This is a genomic window from Enterobacter sp. 3U4 (assembly GCF_057224565.1).
The window spans coordinates 1,222,167-1,239,703 of the sequence record NZ_CP136665.1 but is presented as its reverse complement, the minus strand read 5'-3'; the positions used below and the strand labels follow the sequence as shown (position 1 = coordinate 1,239,703).

Annotated in this window: 15 protein-coding genes; all 15 read right to left on the bottom strand. The window is 57.4% G+C overall.

Annotation, left to right across the window (positions count from 1 at the left end; translation table 11 throughout):
- The 15 genes from RVY89_RS05840 to RVY89_RS05770 all read right to left on the bottom strand — a co-directional run bounded on the left by RVY89_RS05840 (window position 1) and on the right by RVY89_RS05770 (window position 17,226).
- Window positions 1-999, bottom strand: a complete 999-nt coding sequence (locus RVY89_RS05840; protein ID WP_484827172.1) for a hypothetical protein — start codon at window positions 997-999, stop codon at window positions 1-3.
- A gap of 16 nt (window positions 1,000-1,015) precedes the next feature.
- The gene (locus RVY89_RS05835; RefSeq protein WP_014884226.1) at window positions 1,016-1,813 is read right to left on the bottom strand and encodes a PP2C family protein-serine/threonine phosphatase; all 798 of its coding nucleotides are present in this window, start codon (window positions 1,811-1,813) and stop codon (window positions 1,016-1,018) included.
- Window positions 1,810-3,573: a type VI secretion system-associated FHA domain protein TagH gene (gene tagH / locus RVY89_RS05830; RefSeq protein ID WP_484827171.1), complete on the bottom strand. Its 1,764-nt coding sequence runs from the start codon at window positions 3,571-3,573 to the stop codon at window positions 1,810-1,812. The genes RVY89_RS05835 and tagH overlap by 4 nt, the downstream gene beginning before the upstream one ends.
- 87 nt (window positions 3,574-3,660) lie before the next feature.
- The gene (locus RVY89_RS05825; protein ID WP_484827170.1) at window positions 3,661-4,077 is read right to left on the bottom strand and encodes a hypothetical protein; all 417 of its coding nucleotides are present in this window, start codon (window positions 4,075-4,077) and stop codon (window positions 3,661-3,663) included.
- Window positions 4,071-5,060, bottom strand: coding sequence for a hypothetical protein (locus tag RVY89_RS05820; RefSeq protein WP_484827169.1), 990 nt, complete (start codon window positions 5,058-5,060; stop codon window positions 4,071-4,073). Before RVY89_RS05820 ends, RVY89_RS05825 begins: the two co-directional genes overlap by 7 nt.
- Before the next feature lie 185 nt (window positions 5,061-5,245).
- The gene (locus tag RVY89_RS05815; protein ID WP_008502640.1) at window positions 5,246-5,728 is read right to left on the bottom strand and encodes an Hcp family type VI secretion system effector; all 483 of its coding nucleotides are present in this window, start codon (window positions 5,726-5,728) and stop codon (window positions 5,246-5,248) included.
- Between the two features lie 360 nt (window positions 5,729-6,088).
- Window positions 6,089-7,588 carry a type VI secretion system contractile sheath large subunit gene (tssC, locus tag RVY89_RS05810; RefSeq protein ID WP_021240385.1) on the bottom strand — a complete coding sequence of 500 codons (1,500 nt, stop codon included), beginning with the start codon at window positions 7,586-7,588 and terminating at the stop codon, window positions 6,089-6,091.
- 3 nt (window positions 7,589-7,591) lie between these two features.
- Window positions 7,592-8,116: a type VI secretion system contractile sheath small subunit gene (gene tssB / locus RVY89_RS05805; protein WP_008502644.1), complete on the bottom strand. Its 525-nt coding sequence runs from the start codon at window positions 8,114-8,116 to the stop codon at window positions 7,592-7,594.
- A gap of 75 nt (window positions 8,117-8,191) precedes the next feature.
- Window positions 8,192-9,208, bottom strand: a complete 1,017-nt coding sequence (tssA, locus tag RVY89_RS05800) for a type VI secretion system protein TssA (RefSeq protein WP_484827168.1) — start codon at window positions 9,206-9,208, stop codon at window positions 8,192-8,194.
- A gap of 11 nt (window positions 9,209-9,219) precedes the next feature.
- Window positions 9,220-9,936 (bottom strand): type VI secretion system-associated protein TagF, encoded by a 717-nt coding sequence (gene tagF / locus RVY89_RS05795; protein ID WP_484827167.1) that lies wholly within the window; start codon window positions 9,934-9,936, stop codon window positions 9,220-9,222.
- A gap of 16 nt (window positions 9,937-9,952) precedes the next feature.
- The gene (gene tssM, locus RVY89_RS05790) at window positions 9,953-13,573 is read right to left on the bottom strand and encodes a type VI secretion system membrane subunit TssM (protein ID WP_484827166.1); all 3,621 of its coding nucleotides are present in this window, start codon (window positions 13,571-13,573) and stop codon (window positions 9,953-9,955) included.
- A gap of 3 nt (window positions 13,574-13,576) precedes the next feature.
- The gene (locus RVY89_RS05785) at window positions 13,577-14,815 is read right to left on the bottom strand and encodes a DotU family type VI secretion system protein (protein WP_484827165.1); all 1,239 of its coding nucleotides are present in this window, start codon (window positions 14,813-14,815) and stop codon (window positions 13,577-13,579) included.
- Window positions 14,816-14,832: 17 nt separating this feature from the next.
- Entirely contained in the window at window positions 14,833-16,176 is a 1,344-nt protein-coding gene (tssK, locus tag RVY89_RS05780; RefSeq protein ID WP_371898628.1) for a type VI secretion system baseplate subunit TssK, read from the bottom strand.
- Window positions 16,177-16,204: 28 nt separating this feature from the next.
- A complete protein-coding gene (gene tssJ, locus RVY89_RS05775) occupies window positions 16,205-16,708 on the bottom strand; it encodes a type VI secretion system lipoprotein TssJ (RefSeq protein WP_047652274.1) in 504 nt (167 codons plus the stop codon).
- Between the two features lie 23 nt (window positions 16,709-16,731).
- Window positions 16,732-17,226: an SH3 domain-containing protein gene (locus RVY89_RS05770; RefSeq protein WP_484827164.1), complete on the bottom strand. Its 495-nt coding sequence runs from the start codon at window positions 17,224-17,226 to the stop codon at window positions 16,732-16,734.
- Window positions 17,227-17,537: the final 311 nt, after the last annotated feature.

The window sequence follows — 17,537 nt, the reverse complement described above, 5'->3', positions numbered from 1 at the left end:
TTAATTTGCCGCGCGCCATGCGCCGACGGCCGGATCGCGCAGCTGAGGACGCAGGGTGTCAATCAGAACGATATTCAGCGGGGTGCCGGGTGTCACCCAGGCGCTCCAGGTCTTTTTCACCGCCGCGATACGCGCCTGCAGTTTTGCATCATCGCTGGCGGTTTCACGGGAGATCTCCACCGCGACGGTGCCGTTGCTCTTCCAGCTGTTCAGGGCGTTGTCGTAAGGCAGGATCATCCAGCTCTGGTCGCTGTCTGGGGTGCTGAATACCATGCGCTCTTTGTTGACGGAGGTGATCAGCGCGTTTTCAGGGTCGGCGCTTTGATTCAGTCCGGTCACCGGGAAGCCGTGGATGTAAGTCACCGCCATCTCTTTCTGTCCGCCGTTGCGGGACTGCGACACAACGGTGTGTCCGCTCAGCCAGCTGCCGTTGCCGCAGCGGGTGGTGTCAGAATCCGGAATAAAGAGCGCCGGTGCAGAAGCGCCCCCTTCCCAGAAGGTGCGCAGGTGGCAGCCGTCCTGAAGCGTAAACTCCTGCCACGGCGTACGGTCGGCGGCAACGGTGCGGGAAGCCACGTTCTGATCTGGCGGCAGTAACGCGCCGCTGGCTGGGGTTGCGGCGACGGTCGCGGCAGGCGCGGCCTGCTCCTGTTTCACCACCAGCGCCCAGTCCTGCGCTTTGCCGGCCGTGCCCTGCGCCAGCGTAGTACCCGCCGGATCGTTGAGCGTCCAGCTGAGTTTATTCACTTTGCTGCACTGGTGTTCCAGCAGTGAGCCAAGACGCGGCACAAAGTTCTCCAGCACGGAGACGTCTTTCTTGCCGTTTGCCACAATGCGCAGCGCCACCTCAGGCTTACACCAGCTCTGCGGCGTGTTGTCTTTGATGTTGTCGATCCAGATATCCAGCTTCTGCGCAGGAGACTGCACGATGCGGAAATTTTCAGCCTGTGCGGTGGAGGTCGCCGCCAGAAGTGCCAAACCCGATAGCCAAAGTTTCATATCGTTCCTTGTGTGTCTAATCAGTTCCGCAGGGAAGAAATTGTGCTGCGTCAGAGAGGGTGTGCAGCAAAGTGGTGTCCTGAGGGTTGCCCATCCATACAGCCAGGGCGGTATAGTTATCCTGAGCATTCCCCTCCTGTTCGCCATTCTTTTGAATGATTTGGTTCATTAAGGTCAGCCACTCCTGCGGCGTATTGACCATATGCAGCGACTGCTTCATTTGCTCTTCGCTGACGCCGTGCCAGAACCCGTCGGTGCAGAGTAAGAATGCATCGCCGTCTTCAACCTGCACCACGTCGCTGTAGCTCGCTTCCGGCCCGCCGTTTTCAATCCCGAGCGCCAGATAGAGCAGATTGCTGTTCAGGTTGTCGGTCTGGTGTCCGGCATCTTTCATCTGCTGCACCAGGCTGTGGTCGGTGGTCACATGCCACAGCCATCCGCGGCGGAACAGGTACAGGCGGCTGTCACCGGCATGCGCCCAGTAGGCCAGCCCGTAATCACGGTCAATGAACAGGCTGACCAGCGTCGTGCCCATCCGGCGATAGTCCTGAACGGCCTGCTGTTCGCTGAGAATAGTGCGATTCGCCGTCTGCACGTAGTCGCGGATGTGCTGCGCATTAAGATGTTTGTCGCCATCGAAGCGGGAGATAATGCTGTTGCGGGCCAGCTCTGCAGCCACCTCACCGCCCGGCAGGCCCGCGATGCCGTCGCAGACGACGAAGCAGGCTGAACGTTCCCCTATGGTTTCTCCCGTCTGATCCTGGTTGCTGGCGCGCGTCCCCTGGCGGGAGAGAGAAGCCGTTGCGATATTCATTTGTCTTCCGATCCGCTCTGTGAGTCTTTGTACTGATTCACCTCCATGTCATACGCATGAAGGAAGGCCTCGCCGAACAGGGTATGGAAGTCGTCCTCAATCTCGCCCGCCGTCTCGCCATAGCTGCGAACAAAATAGTCCCACAGGGCGGCTTTGCGGCTGCCCGGCAGCGCCAGACGCGAGGTCATACCGTTCTGCTTCGCCTGCTCTTCCAGCTGCTCCGGGTTAAAGGACTGCAGCATCGCGGCAATAATGGCGCGGATGCCGGAGATCATACCCAGCTGGTGCGCCTGCAGATCGATCAGCGCGTCGCGCACGGATTTGGTTGGCGGCATAAAGCCCGGCATCGGGGTGCCAAACATTTGGATCAGGACGGTTTTGCCGGTTGGCAACAGCTTGAACGGGTTGTTGGCATCGTCCAGCACCATGGTCATGTCGGCTTTCACGCCGCGCTTGAGGATAGAGCGCGAGGAGAGCAGCGCCACGGTCCCCTGAGAGAACATACCGAGGATCTGCCCCAGCTGACGCATATTTTCACGGTCAAACTGCGGAACGGGCTGCATTTCGCTGAGCCCCATCCCCTCCAGCAGCGCTTCCAGCAGCTCGCCCTGCAGCACTTCGCCCTTCTCACCGCTGTTTGCCGTGGCGGTTGGCGAGGCGGCGTTATTGACCGGGTCGATGCGCAGGCGCCCCTTCGGCGCCTGAGCGCTGCTGCGCGCAACGGCCTGTGGCGTTGGCATGGTGAAGCCTGCGTAATCCGGTCGCGCGGGTTCCTCTTCAGCACGCGGTTCTTCCTGCGGCTCAGGGGCGAACAGCGGAGAATCGGCCAGCGCGTCCTCTTCCTGCTCAGGTTCCGTCACTTGGGCAGGCTTTTCGTCAATAATGTCATCCGGATGGGTTAACGGCGCGCCGCCCATCAGCCCGAGCGGGTCGTCATTGCGCGCGGCTGGCGCGCTGGCCTTGCCGCCGAACAGGGCCAGCGGATCGAGCTCATCCGTTGCCTCTTCTTCAGGCTTAACGGGGTTCATCTCGCCCGGCGGCACCAGCGTTGACGGGGTGACGTCGTCAAAAATACTCTCTTTTTTGAACAGCGCTTCGTCGCTGAACAGCGTGTCCGGATCGACATGCTTACGCTCGAGCGTCGGATCGCTGTCGTTGAACATCGCCAGCGGATCTTCGGCGTTACGCTCCGGCGCCGCAGGCTGGGAGAACGGATCGTGCGATGCCGCAGGCTGCGGTTTTGTACGGTTGCTGGAGATGCTGTCGGAGATGGAGAACTCCTGCATCAGGCTATCCCAGATCTCCGTTGGCACGGCGGTCGGCTCGGTTTTCCCGCGGGGTGCGGCGCTCGCCGGTTTCGGCTGCTGCGCAGGCGCAGGGGCGACCGTCGGACGCGCCTGCTGGTGCAGGCTGGCCGCCATGCGGCTCACGGGCTGCGTGTCGTGGATCAGTTCGGTCACTTCGATGCGGTAGTCATCAATACCGAGAATGTCGCCATCCTGCAGTTCAACCTGACGTCCTCGCTCCAGCGGAATGTCATTTAATACCACGCGGGTGACGCTGCCACGGTTGGTCACGCGGCATTCGCCCTGAGCGTCAACGTGAACAATGGCCTGCAGACGAGAGATGGTGCGGTCATTGTCCGGCAACACCAGATTGTTATCCGTACCGCGCCCAATGGTGCCGCCCGGGGCGTAAAAATCACAGCTGCTTTGCGGCGGCTGATGACCGGGTTTCGTAGAAATAATCGTGAATCGCATGGCGTATTCCTGCTGGTATGATTAGCGCTCAAACGCTGCCGCTCTCGAGGCGAGAACGGCGGCGTTTGAGAAATTGAATATCAAAAACTATTTAATGAAGGTAATAAAATATAATCCAACAATGAGCCATAGAGTGAATATTAACGCCTGCAACTTATAACGGCGATGTAACTTTAGCATCCAACCAATTCTTTCTTCAGGTAACGACTGTACATATTTATAAGCATCTTCCTGAACAAGCCTTTCACGCGTGAATTTCATTTTAACGCCTTTATAAAGGCGAACAAACCAGATTATTTTTTGATAATTGGCCAGTGAACCAAAAAAAGAAGCATAGTCGGTTACAAGATCCAGATCATATCCCTTGCGCCGATAGTCTGAAAGTAACTGATTATAATCAGCCTCGTGTTTTTTGAAATAACGAGAACTGAACAGATCCATAACTACAACAACCAGCAATAAAACCACGATAAGAAATAATGATAAATTCTCTATATTCACCATATTTTATCCATCATATACTCAGTTGCTCCGCCCGCTATCTCGCCACCAACGTATCCACCTGCAGCAGCCCCAACAATGGAGCAGGCGAGCAGTCCTACGCCCCCCGTCGCAACACCAAGCGCAACGCATACACCAGCACCTGCCATTGCTCCGTATTTACCACCGTAAATACCCCCTGCCAGGCTTGCACCAAAGCTGCTGTATTTTTTCACAGCAACTTTAGAGCAACTCTGCTCTCGTCCCGCGGTGCAGGCATTGTAAACTTCATTAGTGGTATTTGCACCTGCAAAACCTATTGCAAGCCACCCTCCCGCTTTAAGAAAACGAGCGGCCTTAGAGGCATTATCGATATAAGTTGAATAACCACGAATAGAGGCGACCCCGGCTGTACTCCATTCATGTACAATGGATCTGCTTGACAAGCCTAATGCATGCTTCAATTCGTTATAGGGTTTCATCTTTAAGGTCAGTCGGGACAATTTGTTTAATAAACCATCCAACTCAGAAAAGAGGCGCTGACGCTCAACAAAAAACTGTTGGCTTATCAATGTCCCTTGTGCTCTGTACTGATTCTGGTAAGCCAATTCAATGGATTTAAGTTTTTTTTCTATTTCACTAAAATATTTTTCACCTGCATCCGCAACGACACCAAGGGACTTATCCATAAAATTAGTGACTGCAGCTATGGTACTAAAATGTTGATTAAAGAAATTCGCTTCACCAGAGTTAAGATCGGCCAGAGCACCGTTGACTTTCTTTTTAGCGAGCTGTAATTGCTTAAGCTGCACAGAATTATTACTTCCCGGTGCATCAAGAATCAACATCTGCCCAGGTTTTGACCACTGTGCATCGCTATTAACCTGCATGAAATAACGAGCAGCATCGCTGTTTGGATTGTTGAATAAGAGCCTTGCCTGGAAATCCAGGGTTCCGGGTTGCTGAACAATGCAATAACCAGGATTAACTAATAATTGACTAGCCATATTCATTCCCTTTGCTCTTAACAAATAAGCACTCACATTCAGATGAAATGGAGTTTGACGAGTATCCAAACGTAGACACTTTCTTAAAAACGGCAACGTTTGAAAACTTACCTATTCTGTTTAATACACACCGGATAGTTAACCATTCATAATGACCGGGGAAAACTCCCCGGCCACATAAGCAATTACGCTTCTTTGTTCTCTTTGATGTTCCAGCCAGCGCTGCTTTCAGCACCTTTACCACCAGAAGTGGTCTGCTCCCAGTACTGCTGTTTCACTTTCGCTGCCTGGAATGCGTAGGTCACACCAACGGTATCGCCGTTGTCTGCACCGGTGTACTGAACAGAGGTGACCAGCACATCTTCCAGGGTGATGCGGGAGTATTCCACCTGCTGGCCACCGGCTTTACAGACGGACAGCTCAACTTTGGTCAGGTGTTTACCGCTGGCGCAGTGTTTCAGGATAGCGGTGGTGGATTTGTCGATCAAGGCGTTAACGTGCAGATCGTTAAAGTTAACTTTACCGGCACCGCCGCCACCGCCAACGCTCATATTACCAGGCTGGGAAGCGCCCCAGGAGAAGGAGGTAATATCAGTCCAGCCGGTGTGGTTAGAATCTTTTGATTCGCCCGTAACACCCTCGACCTTCAGAAACATATCAATAGCCATAATATCTACTCTTCGTGGATGAACAATATTGCTTTCGAAAAAGCACTTATATGGCAAACAGGAAAGCATGGGGCTGAATAAAACCGTCCATATTTTACCTCTGCCTCACATCAAATGACCCGTGTCATTTGACAGTCTTACATTCCCCCGCAATAACGGAATGAATGTGAAGTCATTATTACCGTGCGTTATTCTGAAACCTGTTAAGGACGGCATTAACAATTTAGCCGTCTTTCTTGTCGGGTGACGCTGTGCTTACCCGGCCTACATCAAGCAACAATATCAATAGGTTGCACGTTTCATTGTAGGCCCGTGCAAGCGTAGCGCCGCCGGGCGAAACTCACAAAACGCACGTTGCTCTTACGCGTCTTTCGTCTTCAGCGACGGCAGCTTAGAAACCAGACGCAGGGAAACGGTCAGACCTTCCAGCTGGTAGTGCGGACGCAGGAAGAACTTCGCGGCGTAGTAGCCCGGGTTGTCTTCAATCTCCTGCACCTGCACTTCCGCAGCGGCCAGCGGTTTGCGGGACTTGGTCTCCTGAGAGGAGTTCGCCGGGTCACCGTCGACGTAGTTCATCACCCAGTCGTTCAGCCAGCGTTCCATCTCTTCGCGCTCGCGGAAGGAGCCGATTTTGTCGCGCACGATGCACTTCAGGTAGTGGGCAAAGCGGCAGCAGGCGAACAGGTACGGCAGGCGCGATGCCAGACGCGCGTTGGCGGTCGCATCCGGATCGTGGTACTCCGCCGGTTTTTGCAGCGACTGCGCGCCAATGAAGGCGGCAAAGTCGGAGTTTTTGCGGTGAACCAGCGGCATAAAGCCGTTTTTCGCCAGCTCGGCTTCACGACGATCGCTGATGGCGATCTCGGTCGGGCACTTCATGTCCACGCCGCCGTCATCGCTCGGGAAGGTGTGGCACGGCAGGTTTTCCACCGCCCCGCCGGACTCCACGCCGCGAATCGAGGTGCACCAGCCGTACTCTTTGAAGGAGCGGTTGATGTTGGCGGCCATCGCGTACGCGGCGTTCGCCCAGGAGTAGCTGTTGTGGTTCGCGCCGTCGGTCTGCTCTTCAAAGTCAAAGCTGTCGACCGGGTTGGTGCGAATGCCGTACGGCAGGCGCGACAGGAAGCGCGGCATCACCAGGCCCAGATAGCGGGCATCTTCGGATTCACGCAGCGAACGCCAGGCCGCGTATTCGGTGTTCTGGAAGATCTTGGTCAGGTCGCGCGGGTTGGCCAGCTCCTGCCAGGATTCCATCTGCATCACGCCCGGTGCGGTACCGGTAATGAACGGACAGTGCGCCGCAGAACCGATGCGCGCCATTTCGCCCAGCAGCTCAACGTCCTGCGGGCTGTGGTCGAAGTAGTAGTCGCCCACGATGCAGCCAAACGGCTCGCCGCCGAACTGACCGTACTCCTGCTCGTAGATTTTTTTGAAGATCGGGCTCTGATCCCAGCCCACGCCCTTGTAGCGCTTCAGGGTACGGCCCAGCTCCTGCTTGGAGATGCTCATAAAGCGGATCTTCAGCATCTCGTCAGTTTCGGTGTTGTTCACCAGGTAGCTCAGACCGCGCCAGGCGCTCTCCAGCTTCTGAAACTCTTCGTGGTGAATGATCTGGTTTACCTGCTGCGACAGCTGCTCGTCGATACCCGCAATCAGGTTCTGAATGGTACGGTAGGTATCGTTCGAGAAGGTGACGGTATTTTCCAGCGCCTGCTGCGCCAGGGTTTTGACCGCGCTTTCTACGGCGGAGCGGGCCTGATCGGTTTTCGGGCGGAACTCTTTATTCAGCAGCGCGCTGAATTCATCCTGGCTGAACGCCTGACCCGCCTGCTGCTCGTGTTGTTGAGTCTGGTTGCTCATCGATTATTCCTCGCTACCTTTCGCGCTTTCGTCATTTTTCGGCAACTGGCTCAGGGATTTGAGCAGCGTCGGATCCTGCAGAATTTTTGCGATCAGCTCTTCCGCTCCGTTTTTACCGTCCATATAGGTCAGCAGGTTAGAGAGCTGGGTACGCGCCTCCAGCAGCTTGTTCAGCGGCTCAACCTTGCGGGCCACCGCGTCCGGCAGGAAGTCGTCCATGCTGTCGAAGGTCAGATCCACGTTGAGCTTACCTTCGCCGGTCAGGGTGTTATCCACCTGGAACGCCACGCGCGGCTTCAGCGCCTTCATGCGTTCGTCAAAGTTGTCGATGTCGATTTCGAGGAATTTACGCTCGTCAACGGCCGGCAGGTTTTCCACCGGTTTGCCGACCAGATCGGCCATGACGCCCATCACAAACGGCAGCTGAATTTTACGTTCTGCACCGTAGATCTCTACGTCGTACTCGATCTGCACGCGGGGGGCACGGTTACGTGCGATGAATTTCTGCCCACTGTTACTCATTGCCATGATGTTCTCCATCAAAGATGCGCGGTGAAGGTGAAACGGCAGGCTCCATGCCTGTCGTCATAATGCCTGGACGCGTTATTCGCGGCGCCCAAAGATGTTTTCAAGTTGGTTAACGCCGTCTGGCGCCAGGTCGCGAATAATGTCCATAAAGTTAAGTTCTGACAGCCGCTGCACCCGTTCAATCATCAGCGGTGCGGGGTGGCTCGGTTCGTACTGCGCAAAATACTGCTTCGCTTTTTCCAGCATCAGCTGCGCGTCGGCACGGCTGGTGATCTGCACGCTTCGCCAGTCGGTGACCGGCTGAGCGGGCTGCGTTGCCCCCGATTGCTGTTCAGCCTGGGGTTCCGCCTGCGCCTCACGGTTCGGCAGGAGCTTGCTGATATCGGTTACCTGACACGCGCTGGCAACCAGCCCCACGGTTTTAAGCAGCTGCTCCATCTCGGGCACGCCGCTCTCACCGAGATGCCCGGTGAGCAGCTCTCGAATCGCCAGCAGCCGTTCGTTAATGACGATAACCGCTGCGGTCCCCGGCTGGTCGCCGCGGGAAAGCTCATCAATCAGCCGTGGACGACCGCCGGGATAGTCGGGACACTCCGTTTTACTGCCGTCCAGCAGCGCCTGGGCATCCCGGAGCGAAATTTCATCGCCGTTTGAACGCAGAAGCGAGGCGTTTCGCACGGCGATGGTGAGGTCAGACTTATCGCTCAGCCCTGCCAGGGCGTTAATGCGGTAGAACGGATCGGTTTCGCCATACTCTTCCAGCAGCGGATAGAGCGTCTGCCAGTAACGGGCGATCGCCTCCTGCACCAGCAATAATCCGTCCGCGTAGCCCGCCAGACCGCGACGACGCGTCCAGGCATGGGTTAACGCCAGCAGGACGCGAAGATCTTTGGTGCGGGTCAGCAGGCTGGTGGCATATTTTTCGACCGTGTTCCAGTCAGCCGGCTCTGCCGGGATAATGGTGTCGCCAAACTGCTGCTCTGCTTTCCCAAGACTTGCCTGATTCATGATCTGGAAGTCGGCGTCGTACTCCAGGTTTTCGCCGCAGGGCTTTTCAGAGCTTATTGGCGCGAGAAATTCTTCGATATTCATGAGATCCCTGCTTATTCAAACATAGGCGGATAGAGACCGTGGCGGCCCGGACGGGCGCCCCCTGCCGGGTCGAACAGCAGGGTGAAAAGCTGCCCGGTAAAGTTACCGCTGTGCACGTGGGTGTACAGCGGGTAACCGTCGCAGCGGTTGGTCCACCAGTAGCTGGTCTGACGCAGCGGATCAAAACACTCGGCCGCCTGCGGCCAGCCCAGCGTGCTCTGGCCGTCCTCGTCATAGCCAATCACATCCAGGATGTCGGAACGCTTTTGCGGCTCGACGGGCTGCGGCGCCGGAATGGTCATCAGCATCTCATCCAGCTGCGAGGCGGAAAAACTGTTGCGCACCGCGTGCAGCCCCAGGCGCCCAACCTGCTGGTACCAGCTTTCGGCCTGGCTGAGCAGGCTGGTCGACCATTCGGACGGCGCGAAGCTCAGCTGAAGGCAAACCGGGTATTGTCGGCCAACGCTGTCGCGGCCGGGCAGCAGACAGCCCATCTGGATCATCTGGCTGCCCAGCATGGGCGGTACCACAAAATTCCAGACTGGCGCTTTCTGGAACGGGCGCTCGCCGCTGCGCTGCTCTTCCTGCTGCCAGGCCAGCAGACCGACCTGGAACCAGTGCGACCACTGGCGCTGTAGAGTGTCCGGAAAGCGACGCTGCAAAAAATCTCCGGCGCTGGGTAACTTGCCATACCAGCTGTAGCGGTTCATCGCAGGGGTATTCGTCATACGGCTGTCCTTGCGGTTATGGGCATGAGAAACGAGGAAGCTGGAACGGGTTACGAATGCTGTTCGGCGCAAACTCCAGCGTGACCTGATGTCCGTCGACGCTGAAGGTGGCCTGACGGCTGAGGCTGCCCGCGCCCGGACTGGTGCTCGCTTTATCGAAGAAGCGGTTGAGCGCCCAGGCGCCGTTGGTGACCAGCGTCGCCGTGCTGCCGTTCGCCAGCCCCAACTGCATGCGGACCTGGTTGGTGCCGCCCGGCCCCGGCCAGTTCATGATCTGCACGGCCTGCGGGCCGTGGCTGTATCGCAGCAGCTGACCGTCAACGTCCAGGGTCAGGTTCAGAATGGTGTTATCCATTCGCACGGTGCGAACCGTCACCTTGAAAGACGGCGTGGTTGCGCCGTTAGCAAAGAAGGCGTCGCGAATCGACTGGGCCTGCTGGAACGGCCTCAGTAGCCCTTCACTTCCCGGCAGCGTTTTCCCGTCAATGCCCGGCATAAAGCGCCAGTTGGCCTGCGTGGTATCCACCTTATTGGTCAGATTGTCGCGGAAGAAGGCGTCCATAAGCCCGGTTCCCGGCGCAAACATGCGCGCGAGATCGTCAGGGGTGACCTCGGTGCTGGCGCTGCGCACCAGCGGGTAGCGACCGGCAATTGCCTGGCGGCAGAACCCGCCCACCTCAACGTTAATCCGCTTACGTACGTTCTCGAGGTCGCGGCGCTGGGTATCGCTGCTGGCACCCACCGCCATATTGCTGAACATGGTTTGCAGCCCGCCCGGCAGACGACCGGCGCTGGCCTGCAGGCGGCTGATCGCCTCCCCGCCCGGCGCAGGCATGCCGCTGTTGGCCGCATCCTGCACGGCGGTCAGGTAGCGATAGAGTTCATCCACCTGCTTGAGAAAATCGTCAAACACGATGGTCTTCCCGCCCTTCTCCAGCGGCTGCGCCAGCTCAATCATCGGCGCGTAGTGGTCGGTCACCAGCTGTTCCGGTGCCTGCGTAACAACGGCGGCCTGGGTCGGCGCAGCGTCATTGTTGCTGAACAGGGCTTCCAGCGTACGGGTGGCGCGGTTGCTTTGATCCTGCGCTTTACCCGCATCTTCTGGCGCTGGTGCGTTGCGTGACAGCGTCAGAACCTGGCTCAGGTTCTGCACCAGACGGCGCAGCGGCGAGTTGGCGCCGGAGAGCAGGCGCGCGGTGTTGATGCGCTGGGAAAGGTCGGCGCTGTTATTGAGCTGAATGTCGGCGAGGAAGCGATCCCAGTTGGCGATAAAGTCGCGCATGTAGAGCTGGCGCACGGCGTTATCGATCTGCTGTTTATCCTCCTGAGCCGTCGCGGCCCCCAGCACCCAGGCGTCGTCCTCGTGCAGGGCGGTGGTGACGCTGTCAATCTGGGCGTTAAAGCTTTTCCAGTAGCCGTCCGGCGTAAAGAGACCCGGCACGCCTTCGCTCACCGGCTTGCCGCTTTTACGAGAAAACACCAGCTCGCTCTGCGGTCCGCCCAGGTCGGAAAGGGAGACCGGCTTGAGGTTGTCATCATGTTCCAGCAGGCGCTTGAGGCGGCCGTACACGCGCGTTGAAAGCGGCTGCTGGCCGATCATCGCTCTTTCGCGCGCGACCAGGGATTCGTCCTGCGCGTACGGCGAGGCCTGAATTTTCGGCTCCAGCAGCTGCGTCAGGTGCCATTCAAGCTGCTGCAGCTGCGCTTTTGTGACGTTCTGCGGCAGGTTACGCTGCAGGTTGAGCATCACCCATGAATGCAGGAATTTGCCGTCATAGTGTTTCGGCTGATACAGCATCTGATAGGCTTTCAGCGCTTCATAGCTGTATTCCACATCGCTGCCGTTGTCGTTGCGAAGCCAGGTGGTGATGTGCATGGCGACGGCAGGGAGCAGCATCTGATCCAGCGCTTTCTGATACAGGGACTGGGAGGCGTCGCTGACGTCATCCCCGCGATAGAGTCCCATACGGCGGGAGAGCGGCGGATCGTTCACATCAAACGCGTCGCTTTTCGGCAGATCCACCAGGCTATTCAGCAGCGGCAGCAGTTCGAACAGGTCACGCTGAGTCTGGTTCTGTAAGGCTTTGCTCTGCTGGTCAAGCAGAGGCACCTTCGCATCAACCTCTTCCAGGTAGGCCTTGTTTTTGGCATAGCTGGTGAGCCACAGTCCGCCCAGAATCGCGAGCAGCGCCAGCAGCGCCGCATAGCCGGACCAGATCACCGCCCGGTTGCGCAGCTCCCACCAGCGGTTTTCCCCGGCGATCCCGGCTTCCTGGAAGATGACGTTTTGCAGCAGGTTCTTGATGAAGAAACTCTGACCTTTTGCGCCCGGGATTGGCGCTTCTTTGCTGACCGAATCCCAGTTATCCGCCTCGCCCCCTTCCGGCAGCGACAGGGCGCGGTTCAGTTCGCCCATCACCCGGTCGAATGGCATGCCTTCCTGAGTCCCGCTGGCGAAGTAGATCCCGCGCGGGGAGAACTCGGTTTCGAAGTTCGAGCGGGCGAAGACCGTGCTCAGGTAGTCCGCCAGCAGCGGACGCAGCGCGGCGAACTCCTGCGGGAAGAGATACGCTTCTGCGCGGGTTTTCGCGTCATGCTCTTTGAGCATAGTTTCCGGCAGCCCGGCGTCGAGGCGCTGCTGCAGCAGAGAAAACTCCTGCTGGAAGTTGCCCATCAGGTCGTAATCGGCGTGTTTGGTTTGTTCCCACGGCAGCGTAAAGCCCCAGATCTGGTCGCGCTGCGCTTTGTCGTAGTCGGCAAACCAGGCGCGGAAGCCTTTAAGCAGGTCGGCCTTGGTCACCATCACGTAGACCGGGAAGCGGATACCCAGCTGTTCATGCAGCTCGGACAGACGCTGGCGCAGATTCACCGCCTGCTGGCGTGACGCCTCGGCTGACTGGGTGAGCAGATCGGAAATGCTGATGGTGACGATCACGCCGTTGATCGGCTGGCGGCGGCGATACTTACGCAGTAACCCCATAAACTGCAGCCATTCCCCGGCGTCCTGCACCTGCTCGCTCTCCTGGGTGGTATAGCGACCCGCGGTGTCCAGCAGCACGGCCTCGTTGGTGAACCACCAGTCGCAGTTACGCGTGCCGCCAATGCCCCGCAGGGCGGTTTTACCGAAACGATCGGCCAGCGGGAACTGCAGCCCGGAGTTGACCAGCGCCGTGGTTTTACCGGACCCCGGCGCGCCGATAATGACGTACCACGGCAGCTGGTAGAGGTACTGCGTGCTGAAGCGCTGCGTCCACTGGGTGCCCTGTCCCGCCTTGCTGAAGTGCGCTTTTTTCAGCATCTGCGCGGCTTCATCAAAACGGCTGGCGAGGATCTGCTCCTCGTTGTTCAGTCGCTTCTGCGGATCCGCCGCTTCCGGGCTGGCGGTGTTCTCTTTGAGCTTGTCCATCAGCTTGCGGTTCAGCCAGGCGTTGTACAGGCGCGGCAGAATGTGGCCCTGCGCCCAGAGCAGGTAGACCACGGCGATGCTGATGATGCGGTTCTGTTCAGATTCAAGCGGTCGGGTGTCCACGATGGACAGCAGAGGTCCAATCATCCAGATCACCGCCGCCAGCGCCGTGACGCCGAGGAAGCTCCACAGAATGCGGTTAGTCAGTATGGAAAGAAGAGTCGTCAGCATTCCTTAGTTTCCTTGCGGCAATCCGTTCAGCTCGGCCTGAGTGTTTTCAGGCGACACCAGCAGAGTAATTTCCACACGGCGGTTACGGGCGCGGTTTTCAGGCGTCGTGTTCGGCGCCACCGGGTTAATCTCGCCCCGCCCTTCCGCTTTCACGCGGCCAGGCTGAGAGAGGCTTCCCTGCAGCATTTTTTGTACCGAGCGGGCGCGTTCCAGAGAGAGTTCATAGTTAGAGGCAAAGCGCGCGCTGCGGATCGGCACGTTGTCGCTGTAGCCCACCACCAGAATTTTGCCGCTGACGTTATTCATCGCCTGCGCGATGCGGTTGATGACCGGTTCATAACGGTCGCGCACAACGGTCGAGGCAGAGGCAAACAGCCCGTCGCCTTTCAGGATAACGACGCTGCGATCCGCTTCGTCTTTCACTGCGACCAGGCCAGCTTCGATTTCAGGCTTCAGGAAGCCGCGCAGGTTCAGAACAGCCGGAAGCTGACGCGCCGGCTGCTGAATAGTGGTTTCCGGCAACTGGGACTGATAAATCTTCGCCAGCACCGGGCTGGTGCTGTCGCCAAGACGCCAGTTGAGCACGATATAAAACAGGCAGGCGATAAACCCGGCCAGCGCCACGCATGCCCACAGGGGAACCATCGGCCGCCAGAGCTTGCGCAGCACCGGACGATCTTCCGGATGGGGAGAAAGCGGTGGCGGATAGCTTCCGCGCACGCCGCGGATCATCTGCCACAGCCGCTGCTTGATGGTTTCAAGCTGGGTGCGGCCATTATCCAGCACCCGATAGCGCCCTTCGAAGCCGAGCAGCAGGCAGTAGTTGATCATCTCCAGCAGCAGGATATGCTCGCGCGGGTTTTGCGACAGGCGCGCCAGCAGCTGGAAGAACTTCTCCCCACCCCAGGTTTCGTTATGGAACGTCACCAGCAGACCGTTGCTTGACCAGACCCCGCTGCTGCCCCAGGGGGTGAGCGCGGCGGCCTCATCGAGCGCCGTACACAGGCAGTAGCGTGCCCCGACGATCACTTCGTAGGGCAGCCCCGCCTGCTGGCAGCGGACTTCGAAACGGCGAATCTCATCGATCAGGCGCTGGCGTAACGCCACCTGATCGTCATGGGAAACCGAATGACGGATCTGCGGAATCGCATTGAGCAGCGGATTGGCGGCCGCCACAAGCTGATTGTTGCTACTGGCCCCGGTAAACGCGGCATCACTGCCGGTGTCCTGTCGTTCCTGCATATTAAGCGCTCGCTTTATTATTCTGTCGGGCTACGGATGGCCCAAAACTCCATATCCAGCCCCGGGAATTCCCCTGCAAGATGCAGGGCGAATGCGCCGGACTTATCCATCTCGTGCCACAGCTCGCTGCCCTTCTCCAGTTCAAAGTAGCTGTAGCCGGCATGCCACGGGATCTGCGGCGGCGCGACCGGCATGGCGCGCAGCATAATGCCCGGCAGCTGAAGCTGAACCAGATCGCGAATTTTCGAGACCGGCGCGACCTTCATCTGCGCCGGGAAATGGGTTTGCAGGTGTTCGCCCGGCACGTTGGCTTTAACCGCCAGCACGAAGCCGAACTCACGCACCATGCTGGTTTCAGGCACCGTGGCAATGTTCAGACCGTGAGAGCGTTCGTTAAGAGGCAGCTGAATCGCGTGGTCTTCCATCACCAGCGACAGCCCCTGACGCAGCATCAGCATCAGCTTGCTGAAGCAATTAGCCAGATCGTCATGATCGTAAATCGGCAGCACGCTTTCGGCGGTCCGCTGCGACGTCCAGGTGGTGAGCTCTGTCGCGAACGGCAGCCAGCTGCGCCAGAGCGTTTCCGGATGCAGCAGCGGGAGGGTTTTTAAATGAGACACCTCGCCCAGGTGGCGGTTAACCAGCGACAGCAGCGTGAACTCAATCAGTTCAGAGGTATTAAAGCGGCCGGGCTGGCGCAAACGACCGCCAATCTGCTGGCTGCGCTGCACCAGCAAGCCGTGCAGATCGTTGATCATGCTGTAGATCTGCGGACTGTTATTGGCGTTGAGCATCGGCGGGATGTAGCTGTTGTCGAGCCGCACGTGGTTGTCGTTACGTTTCTCGGTCACAAAGGCCACGCCGATGGCGGTCCACTCTGCCGTGAGGTCTTTTTCGAGCATCAGGGTCAGACGCAGGCGGCCAAACTGGACGGTGGCATCTCCCACCGACATGGCGTTATCGTCTTCCACCTCTTGCTCAAACGCGATGAAGCGCGCCAGCGAGGCCGGCTCTTCGCTAAAGATCACCTCTTCTCTCTCGCCACGACGAACCGGCAGCGCGAGCACCACCTTTTCGTTGGTGAGATTGTCTGGAATTTTCAGCGGCACAGGACCGTTGCGCCCGTTACGGACCTGGAAAAAAGTGCCGTCCGGCAGCAGTCCGCTACAGTAGCTTAGGGCAATGCATCCCTGACGAAGCATCGCTTCATCCAGTTCAACGTCAAGAAAGCCCCAGAGATACGATCGCTGTAGCGCGCCCCATTCACGAACATGGTTGAGCAGATAGCTTTCAGTCCGCTGAAAATGGTGTGGACGCAGGAACATGCCTTCGGTCCAGACGACCTTTTCTGCTTTCGTCATGATGATGTGTTTCCTGTTTTGAAGCGCGTTACTGGCTGATGACCCGAATGCCGTTCACGTCGAGAAAAACGTTGGCCTGAAGCTCATCTGCGGACCATTTCCAGAACTGGTAGATATGATTTTCGCCAGGCACGGGCAGAGGAAGTGAAACGCGCCATTTTTTGCCATCCAGCACCTGATACTCCGCCATAACGCCGATGTAGCGGGCCTCCGGAGAGCTTTGCCCGCTGAGGGTTTTGGACAGCTGTCCCGGCATCAGGAAGAACACGTCGCTGTTCAGCAGATTCGCGCCAAGCGTGGCCGACGCGTTGTTCTGCAGGGAGTAGAAGTCGCTGGACATGAAATCCGCATCGGATTTCAGCAACAATACCCGGACCTTAAGCGGCGCAGATTCATTGATTTGTGGATGAGCCTGAAACTGCAGATTGTAGCGGGAGGGGTCGCTGTGTGAAGACGACGTACAACCACTGACCAGGGCGAAAATCACCGCGTAAAAGAATAACCACAGCTTATGAAAATTTTTATTATTCATAAAAATGCGCTCATGAAAGCCGTTTAGTTCAGGATCCAGGTACCGTTAGCGCTGTCTTTACAGGCTTTGCTGTTGCCGTCGACATCAACACAGGTCGCTTTTTTACGCGCCTTTGGACGAATAGCCTGTTTACGCACGGCGGCGTCGTACAGGTCGGCCTTGATCACGGCGCGCATCGGGACGTAACCAATCAGCTGTTCGTTACCTTCATCGGCAAGCGCCATCCAGTAGTGTTCAACCTGCCCCAGCACCACGTAAGTTTTGCCGGTCTCGAGATTACGGATAACTTTGCCGCCGAAGTCAGGACGGCTCATCAGAGAGGCCGGATACATAGCACGATACGGCTCGTTCACCGGCGTGAACTCCGTCGGCGGCGTAACAGCGTGACGGTGAGTTAAGGTGACGCCGTTGACCTGACTGGTCTCGATCGTATCGTCGTTGATCACAGGTTTCTGCGGCGCTTTACAGCCCGCCACCGCCATTACAAACAGAAGTGAAAACAGTACGCGCATTTTCATATGCTTTTCCGTAGCGATATTTCGATGGTGAAGATAAGGGGGTGAAGTTTGACTTAAGTGCTATTGTTAAAATAGCCAGGATATTTTCAGGGCGTTACTATTTTAAGGGCATAGCTACCGCACGAGCCCTTCAGAATAAGGCCCAGTATCTTCCTGACATATTTTGACAAACGGTAAGCAAGTTTACATGAGCTTCGCATCAATTCAATATTTACCGCCCCGTAACTGTTGGTAAATGAAGCAGTCGGAAAATTATAGGATTAATCCTATGAAAAAAAACGACCTGGCCGATCTTTTCTAATTTCATCAAC

What these genes read in the sequence shown, in the direction of transcription:
- RVY89_RS05840 (WP_484827172.1), bottom strand. Translation starts at nt 999, where the DNA reads ATGAAACTTTGGCTATCGGGTTTGGCACTTCTGGCGGCGACCTCCACC.
- RVY89_RS05835 (WP_014884226.1), bottom strand. Translation starts at nt 1,813, where the DNA reads ATGAATATCGCAACGGCTTCTCTCTCCCGCCAGGGGACGCGCGCCAGC.
- tagH (WP_484827171.1), bottom strand. Translation starts at nt 3,573, where the DNA reads ATGCGATTCACGATTATTTCTACGAAACCCGGTCATCAGCCGCCGCAA.
- RVY89_RS05825 (WP_484827170.1), bottom strand. Translation starts at nt 4,077, where the DNA reads ATGGTGAATATAGAGAATTTATCATTATTTCTTATCGTGGTTTTATTG.
- RVY89_RS05820 (WP_484827169.1), bottom strand. Translation starts at nt 5,060, where the DNA reads ATGGCTAGTCAATTATTAGTTAATCCTGGTTATTGCATTGTTCAGCAA.
- RVY89_RS05815 (WP_008502640.1), bottom strand. Translation starts at nt 5,728, where the DNA reads ATGGCTATTGATATGTTTCTGAAGGTCGAGGGTGTTACGGGCGAATCA.
- tssC (WP_021240385.1), bottom strand. Translation starts at nt 7,588, where the DNA reads ATGAGCAACCAGACTCAACAACACGAGCAGCAGGCGGGTCAGGCGTTC.
- tssB (WP_008502644.1), bottom strand. Translation starts at nt 8,116, where the DNA reads ATGGCAATGAGTAACAGTGGGCAGAAATTCATCGCACGTAACCGTGCC.
- tssA (WP_484827168.1), bottom strand. Translation starts at nt 9,208, where the DNA reads ATGAATATCGAAGAATTTCTCGCGCCAATAAGCTCTGAAAAGCCCTGC.
- tagF (WP_484827167.1), bottom strand. Translation starts at nt 9,936, where the DNA reads ATGACGAATACCCCTGCGATGAACCGCTACAGCTGGTATGGCAAGTTA.
- tssM (WP_484827166.1), bottom strand. Translation starts at nt 13,573, where the DNA reads ATGCTGACGACTCTTCTTTCCATACTGACTAACCGCATTCTGTGGAGC.
- RVY89_RS05785 (WP_484827165.1), bottom strand. Translation starts at nt 14,815, where the DNA reads ATGCAGGAACGACAGGACACCGGCAGTGATGCCGCGTTTACCGGGGCC.
- tssK (WP_371898628.1), bottom strand. Translation starts at nt 16,176, where the DNA reads ATGACGAAAGCAGAAAAGGTCGTCTGGACCGAAGGCATGTTCCTGCGT.
- tssJ (WP_047652274.1), bottom strand. Translation starts at nt 16,708, where the DNA reads ATGAATAATAAAAATTTTCATAAGCTGTGGTTATTCTTTTACGCGGTG.
- RVY89_RS05770 (WP_484827164.1), bottom strand. Translation starts at nt 17,226, where the DNA reads ATGAAAATGCGCGTACTGTTTTCACTTCTGTTTGTAATGGCGGTGGCG.